Genomic DNA, 17,488 nt, shown 5'->3' with positions numbered 1-17,488 from the left:
AACTTCAGAACCTATGAAAAAAGTCTACATGACCCTGGTAATGCTTTTCGCGATCGCGGCATCCATGGCACAGCCCAGGGAGATCAAGGGTGTAGTGCACGACGAGAACGACAAACCCATGTCGGGCGTCACCGTGTACGTGCAGGAAACGGGTGCTGGAACGATCACCGGCAGCAAAGGCACTTATTCGATCAAGATTCCGGGGCCCAAGAGCGAGATCACGTTCTCGTTCATGGGCTACAAAACGCTCAAACTGAAAGCCGACGATCCGAAGGCCAAATTCGACATCATCAAACTGATGCCCGACCAGCAGATGCTCGACGCCGTCGAGGTCGTACAGGTGGGTTACGGCACGCAAAAGAAAGTCAACCTGCTGGGATCGGCCGAGAACGTATCGGTCAAGGACCTCGAAAACCGCCCCATCACCCAAGCCTCGATGGCCCTGCAAGGCATGATCTCAGGTATCGACGTGGTCCAGAACTCGGGACAGCCGGGACAGGACCAGGGTTCGATCCGCATCCGCGGCGTGTCGTCCATCGCCAACAACAACGAGCCGCTGGTGCTGATCGACGGTGTCGAGGGCGACATCAACCAGATCAACCCCAAGGACATCGAGTCGATGTCGGTATTGAAAGACGCCTCGTCGGCAGCCATTTACGGCAACCGTGCGGCGGCCGGCGTCGTGCTCATCACGACCAAGTCGGGCGAAGGCTCGGGCGAGCTCAAAGTAAGTTACAACGGCAGCTTCTCGTTGCAGGAGACCACGGCGCTGCCCGAACCGGTGAAAGTGCTCGAATGGCTCGACCTGAAAGAGGAGATGTTCCTTTACAACGGTGAGATCAAGAATTACGACAGCGACCGTGAAAAATACATCTCGGGGGAGAAGGTGTCCGTGAACTACTACCTCCGCCATTTCCGTATCGCCCCAATGCACGACCACTACCTGAGCATGTCGATGGGCGGCAAAAACTACAACGGCAGCGTCTCGTTGGGCTACGGCAATCAGGAAGGCGTGCTGAAAGGCACCGACAACGAAAAGATCTCGTTCCGCTCGAACGTCAGCATGTACTCCACCAACCGCAAGTTCTTCACGACGCTCAACCTCTCGGGCTACCGCAAGGACATGACCTCGACGGCTATGGGAACCAACCAGACCATTCAGGACATCCACCGCGCAGGCCCCACCAGCATCTTCAAAGCCTATAACGGACTCTACGGCTTCTACGGACGCCACATGGGACAGCTCGAAGCCGGCGGCCGCACGAAGAACATTTCCAACCAACTGACCGCAAAGATCAGCGCCGGGGTCGAACCCGTCAAAGGACTGAAAATACAAGGTTCGTTCGCCACGGTCTACTTCAATTCGCGCAACGACCAGTTCGTCGCCCCGATCTACACCGTGGGCGACCTTTACGGCGACGTACAGAACAAGGTGGCCAGCTTCATCGAGATCAAGAACTCGACGACGCTTTCGACGACCACCGAACTTACGGCCAGCTACAAAAAACGTTTCGACCGGCATGACCTCTCGGTGCTCGTCGGCGCTTCGCAATACTGGTGGCGCAACGAATGGGAAATGGCGCGCCGCGACAACATGTCTTCGTTCACCCCGTCGCTGAACATGGGCGATCCCGCCACGCAGGTCAACGACAACGCCATCAACGAACGTGCAACCCGTTCGCTCTTCGGCCGCGTGAACTACTCCTACGACGACCGCTATCTTTTCGAGGTCAACGTCCGCTACGACGGTTCGTCGCGTTTCTACAACAAAAAGTGGGGCCTTTTCCCGTCGGTGGCCGCCGGCTGGCGCATCTCCCAGGAGAGTTTCTTCAAGAACTCCGGCGTGACCGAGTATATCAACAACCTCAAGCTGCGCGTGTCGTGGGGACGCCTCGGCAACGAGTACATCACCTCGAACTACACCGGATACCCGACCCTCTCGACCGACAGCTACTATGACTTCAACGGCACGCAGGTAGCCGGCGCGGCCATCACCGAACTCTCGAACAAGGACACCTCGTGGGAGACTTCCGAACAGACCAATATCGGTCTCGACATCGGCATCTGGAACCGCTTCTCGCTGACGGCCGACATCTTCTACAAGAAGACCACCGACATTCTGATGAAGCTGCCCATCCCGCCGTCGCTGATCGGCAACGTGAACGGCGGCCCCTACCAGAACGCCGGCAGCATGGAGAACAAAGGTCTCGAACTGACGCTCAACTACCGTCAGACCTACCGCAACAAAATGTACGTGGATGCCACGTTCACGACCACTTTCCTGCGCAACAAGATCCTCGACCTGAAAGGCGTCAGCCCCGTGATCCACGCCTCGCTGCCCATCGTCCAGATGGAGGGGCACCCCGTGGGAGCCTACTACGGCTACCGAATGGCCGGTGTCTATCAGTTCGACGACTTCACGTGGCAGAACGACAGCGACCCCTCGGTGCCCTTGCAGGACCGCGTCTACACGCTCAAAGAAGGACGCCCCGTGCCGAGCGAAGGCAGTCCGCGTCCCGGCGACCTGAAATTCGCCGACCTCTCGGGCCCCGACGGCAAACCCGACGGCAAGATCGACCTCGACTACGACCGGACCATCATCGGCGACCCGTTCCCCGACGTTTCGATGTCGCTGAACCTCAACTGGGGCTGGAAAGGTATCGACTTCAACATGTTCTGGCAGACGGTGCTGGGCCGCGACATGTACAATCAGGGACCGATGGTCGTGCCGTTCTTCAACGACAACGGCAACGTCTGGAAAGACATGGTTGACAAACGTTGGACCGCCGACAACCCGACCAACCGCCATCCGCGCATGAACTACGACTCGAAGACGGCCAACACCCGTTCGAGCTACTACATCTACGACGCCTCGTTCCTGCGTCTGAAAAACATCGAACTGGGCTATACGCTGCCCGTGCGCTGGACTGCCAAACTGCACATGTCGAAAGTGCGCATCTATGCCGGCATCCAGAATGCCTGGACGCTCACGAATTTCCCGGGATGGGACCCCGAACGCCCCTCGACCAACATCGCGTCGGAGGTCTATCCCCAGATACGCATCTACAATTTCGGCCTCAACATCGGTTTCTAACACATAATACGGACAAAGATGAAAACTTATCATAAAATAGTCGCACTCGTCGGTTCGGCGCTCATGCTGGGTTCCTGCGCGGATTACCTGGTACGCGAGCCGCAGGACGCACTCGATCCCGCCACCTTCTTCTCTTCGCAGGAGAATGCCGTCATCGCCGTCAACGGCATCTACAACGCCGCCCTCGAGCCGGTCAAGGGCCGCACCTACGCCATCGACTTCGACTGCATGTCGGACAACATGTACAACTACTCGCGCAACCAGAACACGCAGGAATTCGGACAGGGCACCCACGGCTCGTCGAGCGTCTATGCACTGAATTTCTGGAGCCGCGGCTACCGCGGGATCTCGCGCGCCAACACCCTGCTGGCCTGGCTCGACCACTGTTACGAAATAACCGTTCCGGCCACCAACATCAAGGACCGGCTGCGCAGCGAAGCGCTCTTCCTGCGCGCGTATTTCTACTCGGAGCTCATCGACTTTTTCGGAGACGTGCCGATGTACCTCGAACAGGTAGACCTGGCCGACAGCAAACCCCGCACACCCAAGGCGCAAGTCGTGGAGCAGATTCTCGGCGATCTGGAAGAAGCGGCCAAATATCTGCCCGTAACTTATGCCGCAGAGGATACCGGCCGCGCCACACGCGGCGCCGCACTGGCCCTCAAAGGCAAAATCGAACTCTACAACGGGATGTACGCCCAGGCGGCCGAGACCCTCAAAGAGGTGATCGACCTCAAAGATGAGAACGGCGCACTCCGTTACGATCTCTATCCCCTCTACCGGGAGCTGTTCCTGCCTCAGAACGAGAATAACTGCGAGGTGATCTTCGACATCCAGTATATGAAGAACGCCTATTCGCAGGGACTTACGCACCAGCTCTACACCTTCACCTACGAGTGGAACTCCTACTGTCCGACATCCGCACTCGCCGAGAGTTACTACACCAAGAACGGCTACCCCGTAAGCTGGAACGCCGAGACGCAACTCTACGAGAGTGCCGACCCGGCTTTCGACCCGACCTATCCCTACAAGGACCGCGACCCGCGTCTCGACCAGTCGATCATCATGCCGGGCACGGACAACGGCCGCGGAGCGATCTTCCTCCCGAGTTCTTCGAACCATACAGGCATGAAGATCCGCAAGTGGAACGACTATACCGAAACCGAGAAGAACAACTCGGAACACAACATCATCCTGATCCGTTTCGCCGACGTTCTGCTGATGCGCGCCGAAGCGCTCGTGGAATCGGGGACGTTCGACGAGGCCGAAGTCCGCGGGCTGATCGACCGCGTACGCCAGCGCCCCTCGGTGATGATGCCGAAGGTCGAGGACATCGAAGGCACGGAACTCGACGCCAATGCACTGCGGGCCATCATCCGCCATGAACGCCGCGTCGAATTCGCCTTCGAAGGCACCCGCATCTCGGACATCCGCCGTTGGCGGATCGGTCCCGAAGTGATGACCGACGCCTACGGCTACAAATATCAGGACGTGCGTCTCAACCCGCCGAAATACATTCCCTACAAGGTTGACACGCGATCGTTCAACCCCAACCGGGATTACCTGTGGCCTATTCCGCAGAACGAGATCAACACCAATCCCTTCATCAACGCCCCGGACCAGAACCCCGGCTACTAAACGCAGGTTCACCGAACGCGCAGACAAGCAGTCCCGACCCGGCTGCTTGTCTGCCATAAACCCGAACAGCCGCAACGATGAAAAAAGCACTCTGCATATTCGCTCTCCTCGGCCCGCTGACCGTTTTCGGAAGCGGTCCGCGAATCGGCGATTCCCGGATCAACATTTCGTGGCAGAAAAGCCGCGAAGGCTGGCAGCCCCGGAGAATAGAGCTCCGCGACGAAGGGCAGACGTTCGTCTGGGGCACTCCCGACGGCGGATACACCGTGCTCTACACACCGGAAACGCCGCCAACGGAGGGAGAAACCGTCGTCAACCGGGGCGGCGACACGCTGCGCTTCGACATCGACCGTTTCCACTGCATCGCCCCGAGCTACCGCAAAGCCACCTCCTCCGTGCCGCTGAACCGCGCGGGCGAAGCCTTCCGGCTCGTACCGCAGGAAATGCACCGAAGCGGCGACACCCTCCGTTTCGAAGCCTCGGGCGAACCCGGACAGCTCACCGCCGAATGGTGGGCCGACACGATCCATCCGGGCGATCTGTGCGTGCGGATGACCTTCACCGCAGCGCGTGCAGGCTACTATTCGCTTTCGACGCCGGCAACGGCCACGCTTCCCGAAAAGCAGCTGGCCTGGGGCTGCGTCCCGGGATTCTTTCAGGGCGCCGCCATCGAGCCCGATTTTCATCTGGCCTACATGTACGGTCAGGGACTGCCGCATCTGCCGGTGATCTGCAACGAAAACACCGTAACCACGATGGCTTCGCTCCTGACCGACACGCAGGGACTCACGCTGGCCGTCATTCCCGAACCGGGCTATGACCGAAAACCTTACGTGGGCGACCGGCGCACGCACGGCGAATGCTGGCGCACAGGACTTTCGCACATGACACGCGACGGACGGCTCTGCCCTACGGCCTGGCACCCGGTACTCGGCGAAGAGGGTTCATGGCTCGAAGCAGGCGGCCAAACCCGTTTTGCATTTCGTTACACGCTGCGCCGCACCAACTGGTACGAGGTTTTCAAACACGCCGTTTACGACATCTACGGGCTGAAAGAGGAACTCGCCCTGCGACGTTCCAGAATCTCGCTCACCGACCGGCTCGAAGCAATCTGCCGCTATGTCTGCGACGACTCGCTCTCGCTCTGGCGCACGGAATGCTGCGAAGGGATCGAAATCGGAGCACAGGCCTATCTGGGCAGTGTCGTCGGCTCGGAGAAAGACGCCATGAAGAACGCCGACGCCGGTGCGGTGTGGATGCTCGCGGCGATGACCGGCGACAGCCTGCTCCGGCACGGCCGCCTGCCCTATATCCGCAACTTCAAACTCATGCAGCAGGGCGGACACGGCGACCGCAACCGCGGCGCAGCGCTCGGACAATACTACCTTTCGAAAAAGGGAGCGTTCGTCGAGGAGTGGGGCAACCACATCGAACCGATCGGCATCACCTATTACACGCTGATCGACATCGGCAACATCCTGCTCTTCGAGCCTCAGGACACGCTGCTGCGCGAGAAACTGCGCGAAGGTGCCGATCTGCTGCTCTCGCTCCAGCATCCGGACGGCGGTTTCGACGTGGCCTATGACAAACTCACAGGCGAGGCGCTCTTCACCGACCTCGAGGACCTGCGCCCCACGTTTTACGGGCTGCTGGTCGCCCACCGTATCCTGGGCGAACGGAAATATCTCGACGCAGCACTCCGCGGCGCCGACTGGTATGTCGAACACGCCGTAGATCGGGGACGGTTCCTGGGCGTCTGCGGCGACGCCCGTTTCATCAACGACTTCGCCACCGTGCAAAGTGCCCAGGCACTGCTCGAAACATACGAAGCGAGCGGAAACGAACGTTATCTCGACGCAGCCGTCCGCGCGGCGCGGCTCTATGCCTGCTCCGTATACACCCACCCGCGGTCGGAAAATGCACCCGTCCGGCGGAAGGGCCGGGAAGTGCGCGACTGGCAGTTGAGCCAGACGGGGCTTTGCTTCGAACACGGCGGAAGCACGGGATCGGCGACCAAGAGCGGTCCCATCCTGCTGACGAGCCATTGCGGGCTCTACACCCGGCTGGCGGCAATGACCGGCGACAGCCTCTTCGTCGATCTGGCTCGCACGGCGGCCATCGCCCGGGAGGAGTTCCTTCATCCCGACACGAAGATCGCCACCTACTACTGGTCGCAGTTCGACCGCGGCCCGGGACCTTTCCCGCATCATGCCTGGTGGCAGCTGGGATGGATCGTCGATTACCTGCTTTGCGAAGCCGAATGCCGCAGCGACGGGCTGATCGCCTTCCCACGGGGCTTCGTGACGCCCAAGGTCGGACCGCAGCGCATCACGGGATTCGCGCCCGGACGTATCGGAGATGACGAAGCGAACCTGATCCTACGTCCGGGGCTCGTCCGGACGGGGTGTCCCGATCTCGACTGCCTGACGGCGCTCTCGACCGATGGCAGACGGCTTTACGTCGTTCTGCTGGGCAGTTCGGCGCACGAAAACCGGGGCCGGATCACGCTCAACGTCTCGAAACTCGGCTGGCAGGGCATCGGCCGGACCCGAGCCCTGACAGCGAAAACCGGACGGCTCCCGGGCACGGAAGCAACCGACTGCACGATCGACGGATTCGGACTTAAAATATGGGAAATAACACGTAAATAAGATGAAATACGGATTGATGGCAGCGGCACTCGCCGCAATCTTATCGCTCGCCGGCTGCGGCTCTTCGATACACCTTCCGTCGCCGGACGGCGATGTCAGCGTCGCACAGAACAGCACGATCACGTTCCGGACGGAGGGCGCGAAAAACAGCTATGCTCCGGTCTTCACGATCATCCGCACGCCCCGCGACCCGGAGCTGAAAATGCGCCCGGCAGGAATCGGGAACGTGCTTTACAACGCCGCCACCTGGCGTTCGGAGAACGGCGACGCCCGGCGCGTCGAGCGCACCGACGATCAGGTCGGCGACGGATTCGACGCGAGCATCCTCGAAGGAGCCGTCGAATCCCGGACCTTTTCGCTCTTCAATGTCGGCGAGAATATCGAAATGCGCCCTTCCGGAGCCGTCGCCGACGGAACGAAAATCCGCTTCACCTACCCCGAGCACGCACTTTTCGCTCTCGAAGCCGAATTGAGCATCGACTCCGATTCGGGCTGTCCGATGCTCTCCTGCACATTGCGGCCCAAGGCCGACGGCTGGTACTCGGTAGGCTTCACCGGCTACGAAGCGGCCGACACGGCGCATGTCACGGAGCTGTGGCAGCCGATGATCTGGCAGGAACGCCGCTTTCCCGACCGCAGCTATGCCACGCTGGCTTTCCGCTGCCCGGTACCCTCGACCTTCGTCACTACCGACGGCGTAAGCCGCGGCATCGTGGCCCATCCCGCAGAATTTCCCTTCGATCCGCTGCCCACGGCAGAGAACAGCCGCTTCTGCGTTGCACTCCGCACCGCCGACGGCAAAGCCGCACCGATGCTCTTCGCCCCCGTTCCGGGCGGTGCGGAGTCAAAGATGGCGGCAGGGGACACCTATCGTTTCAGCGCTCTGTTATTCGCCTGCAAGGGAAACACGACCGACGCCGTACAGCGTACCGCCGAGCGCATCTACGCCTTCCGCGACCTGCGCCGCAACGACATCTCGACGCTCAACAGCACCATCGCCAACATCATCGGCTACACGATGAGCCGTTACAGCTGGTTCATCGACGAACAAAAGGGATGCGCCTATTCGACCGACGTGCCGGGCGCCGTGAAAAACGTTTCGGCACTCAACCCACTGGAGATCGCCCTGCTGAACGACAACGAAGCCGTTTACGAAAAACGCGCCTACCCCATTCTGGAATACATGCTTTCACGCGAAAAATTCCTCTTTTCGGCCGACTCGACGCAGCGCATCCAGTACCCGTCGCGCAAGCTCGACGGCCCCTGCGCACCCATTTCGGAGCTGACGACACTTTACAACGTCTTCCAGCGCAAAGACCCGTTCCTCGTGCGCCTCGCCGGACTGGAATACAGCAGGAGCCGCGTCCGCAACCTCGATGTCCGGGAAGAGGGCCGCACCTGGAAAAACGCCCTGCATCTCTACCGGGCCACGCTCGACACAGTCTATCTGAATGAAGCCATGCGTGGCGCCGACGCCTATATCGCAGCGCGCATCGACACCCCGGCCTCCGACTTCTCGGACCCTGCGGCCGGAGGCTTCTTCTTCTGGACAGGTTTCGCCCCCAAGTGGATCGACCTGCTGGAACTCTACGAAACGACGGGCGAAAAGCGCTATCTCGAAGCGGCGCACCGCGGTGCACGGCTCTATACCCAATATATTTGGTATTGTCCGGAAGTTCCCGATGCGAACATCACCGTGAACCCCGACGGCAAAGCCCCGCATTACGCCTATTTGAAACAGAAAGGGCACGCCCGGATGGATGCCCCGCGGGAAGATGCTCCCGCCTGGCGGCTCTCCGAAATCGGGCTCACCCCCGAATCGTCGGGAACCTGCACCGGACACCGCGCCATCTTCATGGCCAATTACGCCGCATGGTTCGTAAGGCTGGCGCACTACACCGGAGACGATTTTCTGGCCGTGATCGCCAAGAACGCCATCGTCGGACGTTACCGCAATTTCCCGGGCTACCACATCAACACAGCCCGCACGACGGTCTACGAAAAGGAGAATTATCCGCTGCGCGGCCACAAGGAATTAGGGGTCAACTCGTTCCATTACAACCACATCATGCCGCATGTATCGCTGCTCTACGACTATCTCGTCACCGACGCACTGTACCGCAGCCGGGGCGCAATCCGGTTTCCCGGCGAATTCATCGAAGCCTACGCCTATCTGCAAAGCAAATTCTACGGGCACCGCCCGGGCGAGTTCTACGGCGAGCAAGCGTGGCTATGGATGCCCGACGGACTGGCCGAAAGTTCCGACATCGAACTCAATTACGTCGCCGCGCGCGGCGAAGATGCCCTCTACCTCGCCTTCTCGAACCAATGCGGCCGCGAGGTCGTCTCCACGGTCCGGCTCGACACCGAACGGCTGGGCATCGACCGGAACACGACCTGCAAAGTCCGCCTGCTGAGTCCCGAGGGGTCATGCCAGGACGTGCACGGAGGTGCATTCGAAGTCACCGTCAAACCCAACTCCCTGACTGCTGTGAAGATCGAAGGCGTCCGGCCGAAAGTCGCCGTCCAGCAGCGTCTGCTGGCAGTCCCCGAGGCATGGAGCAAGGATTATGCGGCCAGCAGCGACGACCGAGTGCGCTGCATGGTGCTCAACACGGGCAAAGGCGACTGCCACGCCTATGTCTATTTCAACATCAGCGACACGGAATACGCTTCGGCAACAGCAGAGGTCAACGGCAAACGCCTCGGTTCGGCGACTTATCCTTACGAATTCACTTTCCCGGCCGACGCCGGACATCTCGAAATCCGGACCTCGGCCCGGAAAAAGGACGGCACCGTGACCGAATGGGAAACCCTCACGCTCGAAAAATAGACGACCATGAAACCGATCCGCCTTCTCATTCTGGGCGTCCTGCTCTCCGCCGCCGCCAGCGTACAGGCTCAGAAACTCGCTCCGGCACCCTACCTCTGCGACAGCATGGTGCTCCAACGGGACATGCCGCTTCCGTTGGAAGGCACGGCAGCCCCCGGAAGCTCCGTCGAAATATCGTTCGCCGGCCATACCGTCACGGCGGAAACCGACGCACAGGGAGTATGGCAGGCCACGCTTCCGGCTCTGGAAGCCAGCAACCGGAACCGCACGATGGAAATCCGGTCCGGCGGCGAGGCCGTGACGATCCGCGATATTCTGGTGGGCGAGGTCTGGCTGGCCGGGGGACAGTCGAACATGGCCTTCAAAGTCCGCGGCATGGAGTTCGACGACCGCCTCGCCCTGATCCGCGATGCCGACTACTCCGACATCCGCTGCTACTACCGGGCCAACATCGTCAGCGGCGGCAAACTGCTCGACACCTCCGACCGTCCCTGGTCGGGAGCCTACGGACGAAGCATTTACGACTGGAGCGCCGTGGCCTACCTTTTCGCCCGGGAGCTGCACCGTGAACTGGGCATTCCGGTAGGCATCGTCAACTGTTCGCACGGCGGCTCGACGGCCGAAGCATGGATCAGTCCCGAAGCGTTCGCATCCGATCCGGCGCTGAAAGCCGCCGTCGGCAAGATCTACGACGGAATCGGAAGCCATTACAAGAATCCTTCGGTGCTCTTCGAAAAGATGCTCGCCCGTTTTCGCGGCCTGACCGTTCGCGGCGTCATCTGGTATCAGGGCGAGAGCAACGGCTATTTTCCGGAACAGTACGCCACCCTGTTTCCGGGGCTGATCGCCGACTGGCGCCGCTTTTTCGGCAACGACAACCTGCCCTTCATCTTCGCCCAGCTCCCTTCCTACCGGGTTCCGGACGACAAGAGCGGCGAACGCTGGGCCCGCCTCCGCCAGTCGCAGCTCAACACGGCCCGCACGGTCCCCCATACGGCCATGGTCGTAACGGCCGACTGCGGCGATGCGGAGAATATCCATCCCAAAAACAAATACCCTGTGGGCATACGGTTCGCCGCCGCAGCCAAAGAACTCGTCTACGGCGGCAAAGACCCCGGAACGCTGACGTTACCCGGCCCCGCCTCGGTCGAGGGCCGCAGGGTCGAAATTTCCGTCGGCGGCATCCGCAGCGGTCTTGCCCTGCGCGGCGGGGAGTCCGGATTCGAACTGCGCGATACGGAAGGAAACTGGCATAAAGCCGACCTGCACATCCGGGGCAACCTGCTGGAACTGTCCTCCGCGGAAGTACCGGTCCCGACCGGAGCGCGTTATGCCTGGGGCAACGTCAACACCCTCACGATCTACCACAAGAGCGGCCTTCCGCTGCCGCCCTTCACCTTCGATACGGAACTTAAAACCAAGAAACGATGAAAACCTTCACGATCACGGCTTTGCTGGCGTTGTTCTGCTCGCTCCCGCCGGTCCAGGCCCAGCAAACCGGGGAGATAGGCGGCGAAGCGCTGCAACTGCTCTCCCGGACCGACAACGGAAAATACGACCGTTATATCACCGAATACAAACGCATGTATGCGATGTACACCGGCGACGGCACGTTCGCCGACTATCTGACCGACGGCAAAAAATATACGGTGATCGTTCCCGACAACACCGGTATCGAGGTCTACTACCGTACCGAAGGCTCTGCCAACGGCAATCCTCCGCGTCTGCGCAACACGCTCAAATACAATATTATCAAAGGAAAATTAGTCCCCGGATCGTTCAAGGACGGGCAGACGCTCTACACCCTTTTCCCAAGCCACCCGCTGACCGTTACGGTCAAGAAAGGCAAAGTATACCTTATCGACAAACAGGGAAACCGGGTTCGTCTGGACAAATCTTTCAAATCGGGCGACATCATCTTCTATCCCGTAAAAACCCTGCTCAGATACTAAACGGCCATGAAACGACTGCTCATACCGCTTGCGCTCTGCTGCTGTGCCGCAGCCGCAGCCGCGGAAACGCCGCTCGGCGGAAAATGGAGTTTTCGCACCGACCCGCTGAACGCAGGTATTCGGGAGGCATGGTACGCACCCACGCACGACCGCAGCGGATGGGATGAAACGGAGGTCCCGGGATGCTGGAACACCCGCCTCGAATACGCCGACTATACGGGTGCGGCGTGGTACGCCACCTCTTTCGTCCTGCCGCAGAAACCCGCGGGATGCGACATTCTGCTCGACTTCGAGGCAGTTTACGCCGACGCAGACATTTGGCTGAACGGCGAACACCTGGGCAGTCACGATTTCGGATTCACCTCCTTCGGATTCGACATCACCGACCGCATCGCGCCGGGCGCCGTGAACCGGCTCGTCGTCCGCGCTGAAAACAGCTTCAAGCTGGGCGCTACCTGGAACTGGGGCGGCATCCGTCGTCCGGTCACCTTGCGCACGGTGCCCCGCGAACGCATCGAAAGCGTATTCATCAGCGCCGAACCCGACCTCGAAAAGGGCAGCGCCGAAATCGGCGTGAAGCTCCTCCTCAACGGCGCAAAACAAGGTACCGTCCGGGTTTCGATCTCAGACCCCGAGGGCCGCATCGTGGCCCGGAGCGAAGCCCGTGCCGCCGGACGCGGTGAGGTACTCATCCCGTTTCGCATCCGCAAGGCCCGGCTTTGGGACTTCGACCACCCGCATCTCTACACAGCCACGGCTGCCTACGGCAACGGAGAGCCTGTTACCGAACGCTTCGGCATCCGCAAAATCGAGATCGACGGCTACCGCTTGTTGCTCAACGGCGAGAGCGTGCGGCTGAACGGCGCGAACTGGGTTCCCTACGATCCGTTCCACGGCAATACGCTGCCTCCCGAAATCTACCGCCGCGACATCGACCGGATGAAGAGCTGCGGCGTCAACATGGCGCGCCTGAGCCACCTGGCCCTGCCCGAAGAGGTATTGGACTACCTCGACGAAAAGGGAATGCTCATCTTCGAGGAGATTCCGCTCTGGAACAAGAACCACTATGTCGAAGCCGACCACCCTGTGCCGATGCGCTGGCTCACAGAACTTATCACCCAGCGCTACAACCATCCCTGCATCATCGGCTGGAGCGCAGGCAACGAGATCGGCCGCCTGAGCGACAATCCCGGCATCGAAGGCTATCTCGCCTCGGCCTTCCGCCGCATCCGCGAGCTCGATTCCACGCGCCTGGCGGTTTATGTCACGCACACCGCGGCCAAGCAATACGACGAACCGGTGCTGTTGTCGGACATGATCCTTTTCAACCAATACGGCGCTCACGGCGAACGGGCCGACGAGGTGCACCGCCGCTACCCGGGTAAACCGATCTTTTACAGCGAATACGGCACCAAAGCCAACAGCGAAGACCCCAATAACACGCTCTCGGACTATGCCGCCATGCTCTCCTCGATGCGGGGACGCGAGCACCTGATCGGCGCTTCGGTCTGGACCTTCAACGACTACCGCACCAACTACCGCGACAGCGGTACGGCGGCCACAGGCAACCGCCCCTGGGGTGTCGTGGACGTATACGGCACGCCGAAACGGGGTTTCCGCGAACTTCAGCGCCAGAACTCCCCGCTCGCCGGATTCGGTCTGACGCTCACCGAAGACGGTGTCGAAATCGCCCTGACCCCGCGCGGGCGGCTCGACCTGCCGGCTTTCCGGATGGAGGGGTACACCGTGCGGCTCAGCGCACTCGGCGCAGACGGCGACACGCTGCGACGCACCGTGCTGACGCTACCCGTCATCCGACCCGGCGACAAGCCGTTCAGCCTGCAACTGTCCCTTCCGACCGTCGGGGCGGCAAAGGTCTGTGCCGAACTCATCACCCCGACGGGCTATGCCGTACATGACGCCGTGATGAGCCTCGCTGCGCCCGCCGTACCGATCATCACCCAAACCGAAAGCGGGCAGGAGATCATCCGCATCCGGTTCGACCGCGGATTCACGGCCGACGAATGGTATGTCCGCTACGGCACCGACCGGCTCGAAAACCGAAGCGCCCCGACCATCGACGGATTCATCGAACTGCCGAAACTGGAATACGGCCGGGAATATCAGATCCAGCTGGTCGCCGTGAACGACACCGGAGAGACTCCCTCCGCCGAGATCGTCCGGGTCCGGACCCGCGCCGCCGAACTGCCGCCCGTCATCCGTCATTTGGCTCAGGAGGGCGGGAATATCCAGGTCGGCTACACCTGCGATTTCGGGGACTTCTGCTATGAATTCGAATACGGGACAGCCCCCGACAAACTCGACCGGCACATCCTGACGACCGTGACGGGTGCCTGCAACCTGCCCGTCGTCGAACCGGGCGCACGACACTACCTGCGCATCCGCAAACGGCTTCGTTACGGCTACGCCAGCGACTGGAGCCCCGTATATCCCGTTAACACCCTGCAACGATGAAACGAATCACCCTTTTGACCGGCCTGATCGCCGGAGCGATGACCCTGCAAGCCGCACCCCGCGAGCCGCAGCAGATGACGGCCACCTTGCAAAAAGGCGCCGTCGTAGTCACGAACGGCAAAGCCCGGTTCACATTCCGCGCCGACTTCCGCCTGTTCCGGACTGACAAAGACCCGAAGATGGAACTCCGCACCCTGCCCGACTGCCGCTTTTTCGCCCCTTCGTGGATAGCCGACAACCTCGCACCGGAGAAAGCTATCGCGCAGATCAAACAGAGCAAAAGCATGGGCGGCGACGGCATCGACGACTCGGTGAACGGATCGGTCAAAGGCCGCACGTTCGACCTTTTCGCCGCGGCCCCGTTCACCGACCTCACCCCCTCGAAAGCGGAAATGGCGGGCGATACCATCCGTTTCAGCTACCCCGCCACGGCGTGGGGAACGCTCGAATGCCGCGTCTGGGCCATCGACGGCTCAGCGCCGGGCATGGAGTTCCGATTCACCCCGGCACGCGAAGGCTACTACTCGGTGGGATACCTCGGAGCCCCGTCCTTCGACCTGAGCCGGGTCGATGCGCTGTGGCAACCGATGGTCTGGCAGCGGCGGATCTTCCCTTCGCAGCCCTACATGTCGCTGGCCTTCACCTGCCCGATCCCGGCCACGCTCGTCCATGTCGGCGGCGCAACGGCGGGCGTTGCGGCCGACAGCCGTGAAATGCCCTTCCAACCCCTGCCTACACGCGATAACAACCGCTTCGGCGTGGCCCTGCACAACCCCGAAGGCAAGGTCCAACCGATGCTCTTCGCCCCGGTGCTGGGACACGCCGGTTCGAAGATGGAGCCCGGCAAAGCCTTCGCTTTCCGCATGCGGCTGTGGGTCGAGGAAAAACCGCTGAACATCGCCTTCCAGACCATGGCCCGCAACCTCTACGATTTCCACGACTACCGCAGCAACGCCATTTCGACGCTCAACAACACCATCGACAACATCATCGACTACACGCTGAGCCCTTACAGCAACTTCATCGACAGTCTGAAAGGCTGCTCCTACTCGACCGACGTGCCGGGTTCGACGAAGAACGTCAGCTCGCTCAACCCGCTTTCGGTAGCCCTCGTCGCCGACGACGGGGAGCTCTACCGCCGCCGTGCCTACCCGATCGTCGAGTATATGCTCTCGCGCAAGAACACGCTCTTCTGCCTCGACACGACGCAGAAGGTGCAGTCGCCCTCGCGCGAACTGGCAGGCCCCTGCGCGCCCGTCAGCGAACTGGCCGGGCTCTACCGCCTCTCGGGCGGCAAAAGTCCCGTGCTGCGTTATTTCGCCGAGGAGAAATACTACAAGCACAAACCCGTCGAAAAACGCATCCCAGGCGCTGGCGGCAGCTGGTACGATGCGCTGGAAATGTACCGCGCAACGGGAGAGACGGCCTACCTCGACCATGCGAAAAGACAGGCCGACATCTATATCGAAAAGTTCATCCGCACGCAGCCCGAAAAATTCCAGAACGCCTTTTTCTGGAACCGCTACGCCCCGTTCTACATCAACCTGCTGGAACTCTACGAAGAGACCGGCGAACGGCGTTACCTCGAAGCCGCCCACGAAGGGGCCCGCGAATATGCCATGTTCGTCTGGATGGTCCCCTCCATCCCGCAGGAGGATGTCACGGTCAACAAGGGAGGTCTGGCTCCGTGGTACTGGTATCTCAAAAGCCGCGGTATTCCCCGACAGCACTGCCCCGAGGAGAGCGTTCCCGCATGGCGGCTCTCGGAGATCGGTCTCGTGCCGGAGAGTTCCACCACCTGCATCGGCCACCGCGCGGTATTCATGGCGCACCACGCCCCCTACATGCTGCGCATCGCCGGCCTCACGGGCGACGAGTTTCTCCGTGACATCGCCCGCAGCGCCATCGTGGGACGCTACGCCAATTTCCCGGGTTACCACATCAACACCGAACGCACGACAGCTTACGAGAAACCCGACTTTCCGCTGCGTCCGCACGACAGCATCAGCGTCAACTCGTTCCACTACAACCACCAGTTCCCGCTGCTGTCCGTCCTGTACGACTATCTGGTGACCGACGCGACGAACAAGTCCCGAGGCGCCATCGCTTTCCGCGGCGACTACATCGAAGGCTACGGCTATTTGCAGGCCAAGTTCTACGGCAGCCGCCCGGGGCGCTTCTACGGCCGGGAGAATGTCTGGCTCTGGATGCCCCGCCGCCTGCTCGCCACCTCCGACGTGGAGCTGAACTACCTCGCGGCCCGCGGCGACGGGGAACTGCTGGTGGCTTTCACGAACCAGAGCGCCCGCACGGTCTCCTCCGTGGTCACGTTCAATCCGGAGCTGCTGCCGATGCTCACCGGAAAAAGTCTTACGGCCGAGGTATGGCGCGACAACCGCCGGACGGGCGAAGTGACCGTCACCGACGGCAAAACCGGCATCGAGGTATCGCCCGAAGGCATCACGGCCCTCATCATCCGCGGAGTCGATATTCGCCCCCGCTTCCAGCAACAACTGACCGACCGCGACACCGAAGGATGGCGCCACGACTACGGCGAACTGGAATTCGGACGCGCCCGGGCCATGCTCCTCAATCTGGGGCGGGAACTGAAAACCTGCTACATCTACCTGCAGGACGACGACAGCCGCTTCCGCAACGTGTCGATGACTTACAGCATCGACGGCGGACGGCCTCAGGCCCTGACCGACGCCTCCTATCCCTTCGAATTCACTGCTCCCGTTCCGGCCGGAGCCCGGCAGATCGTCATCGAGCTTTCGGGCATCACCACCGACGGACAGCTCGTGCGCAGCGGAACATTCAAACTATCGAAAGACTAAAACGACCG

At 61.1% G+C, this 17,488-nt stretch carries 8 protein-coding genes; all 8 read left to right on the top strand.

Annotated features, from left to right (window positions below; genetic code table 11):
• The first annotated feature begins 13 nt into the window (after positions 1-13).
• The 8 genes from WMO46_RS01550 (at position 14) to WMO46_RS01515 (ending at position 17,480) form a co-directional block, all read left to right on the top strand.
• Positions 14-3,094: a SusC/RagA family TonB-linked outer membrane protein gene (locus WMO46_RS01550; protein ID WP_278963295.1), complete on the top strand. Its 3,081-nt coding sequence runs from the start codon at positions 14-16 to the stop codon at positions 3,092-3,094.
• Between the two features lie 18 nt (positions 3,095-3,112).
• Positions 3,113-4,732 (top strand): RagB/SusD family nutrient uptake outer membrane protein, encoded by a 1,620-nt coding sequence (locus tag WMO46_RS01545; protein ID WP_129650767.1) that lies wholly within the window; start codon positions 3,113-3,115, stop codon positions 4,730-4,732.
• A gap of 77 nt (positions 4,733-4,809) precedes the next feature.
• Positions 4,810-7,383, top strand: a complete 2,574-nt coding sequence (locus WMO46_RS01540; RefSeq protein ID WP_276715831.1) for a glycoside hydrolase family protein — start codon at positions 4,810-4,812, stop codon at positions 7,381-7,383.
• A gap of 1 nt (position 7,384) precedes the next feature.
• Positions 7,385-10,216, top strand: a complete 2,832-nt coding sequence (locus tag WMO46_RS01535) for a glycoside hydrolase family protein (RefSeq protein ID WP_278963298.1) — start codon at positions 7,385-7,387, stop codon at positions 10,214-10,216.
• Between the two features lie 6 nt (positions 10,217-10,222).
• Positions 10,223-11,647, top strand: a complete 1,425-nt coding sequence (locus WMO46_RS01530) for a sialate O-acetylesterase (protein WP_278963300.1) — start codon at positions 10,223-10,225, stop codon at positions 11,645-11,647.
• Positions 11,644-12,168, top strand: a complete 525-nt coding sequence (locus WMO46_RS01525; protein ID WP_278963302.1) for a fasciclin domain-containing protein — start codon at positions 11,644-11,646, stop codon at positions 12,166-12,168. Before WMO46_RS01530 ends, WMO46_RS01525 begins: the two co-directional genes overlap by 4 nt.
• A 6-nt stretch (positions 12,169-12,174) precedes the next feature.
• Positions 12,175-14,643 (top strand): glycoside hydrolase family 2 protein, encoded by a 2,469-nt coding sequence (locus tag WMO46_RS01520; RefSeq protein ID WP_278963304.1) that lies wholly within the window; start codon positions 12,175-12,177, stop codon positions 14,641-14,643.
• Positions 14,640-17,480 (top strand): glycoside hydrolase family protein, encoded by a 2,841-nt coding sequence (locus WMO46_RS01515; protein WP_278963306.1) that lies wholly within the window; start codon positions 14,640-14,642, stop codon positions 17,478-17,480. Before WMO46_RS01520 ends, WMO46_RS01515 begins: the two co-directional genes overlap by 4 nt.
• Positions 17,481-17,488: the final 8 nt, after the last annotated feature.

This window comes from Alistipes intestinihominis, assembly GCF_040095975.1.
GTDB classification, from domain to species: Bacteria; Bacteroidota; Bacteroidia; order Bacteroidales; family Rikenellaceae; genus Alistipes; species Alistipes senegalensis.
Note: the sequence above shows the minus strand (reverse complement) of the source record. Positions and strands in the feature narration are given on the sequence as shown.

Excerpts from the sequence above, each read along its gene's own strand:
- WMO46_RS01545 (WP_129650767.1), top strand. The coding sequence starts at position 3,113 with ATGAAAACTTATCATAAAATAGTCGCACTCGTCGGTTCGGCGCTCATG.
- WMO46_RS01540 (WP_276715831.1), top strand. The coding sequence starts at position 4,810 with ATGAAAAAAGCACTCTGCATATTCGCTCTCCTCGGCCCGCTGACCGTT.
- WMO46_RS01520 (WP_278963304.1), top strand. The coding sequence starts at position 12,175 with ATGAAACGACTGCTCATACCGCTTGCGCTCTGCTGCTGTGCCGCAGCC.
- WMO46_RS01515 (WP_278963306.1), top strand. The coding sequence starts at position 14,640 with ATGAAACGAATCACCCTTTTGACCGGCCTGATCGCCGGAGCGATGACC.
- WMO46_RS01535 (WP_278963298.1), top strand. The coding sequence starts at position 7,385 with ATGAAATACGGATTGATGGCAGCGGCACTCGCCGCAATCTTATCGCTC.
- WMO46_RS01525 (WP_278963302.1), top strand. The coding sequence starts at position 11,644 with ATGAAAACCTTCACGATCACGGCTTTGCTGGCGTTGTTCTGCTCGCTC.
- WMO46_RS01530 (WP_278963300.1), top strand. The coding sequence starts at position 10,223 with ATGAAACCGATCCGCCTTCTCATTCTGGGCGTCCTGCTCTCCGCCGCC.
- WMO46_RS01550 (WP_278963295.1), top strand. The coding sequence starts at position 14 with ATGAAAAAAGTCTACATGACCCTGGTAATGCTTTTCGCGATCGCGGCA.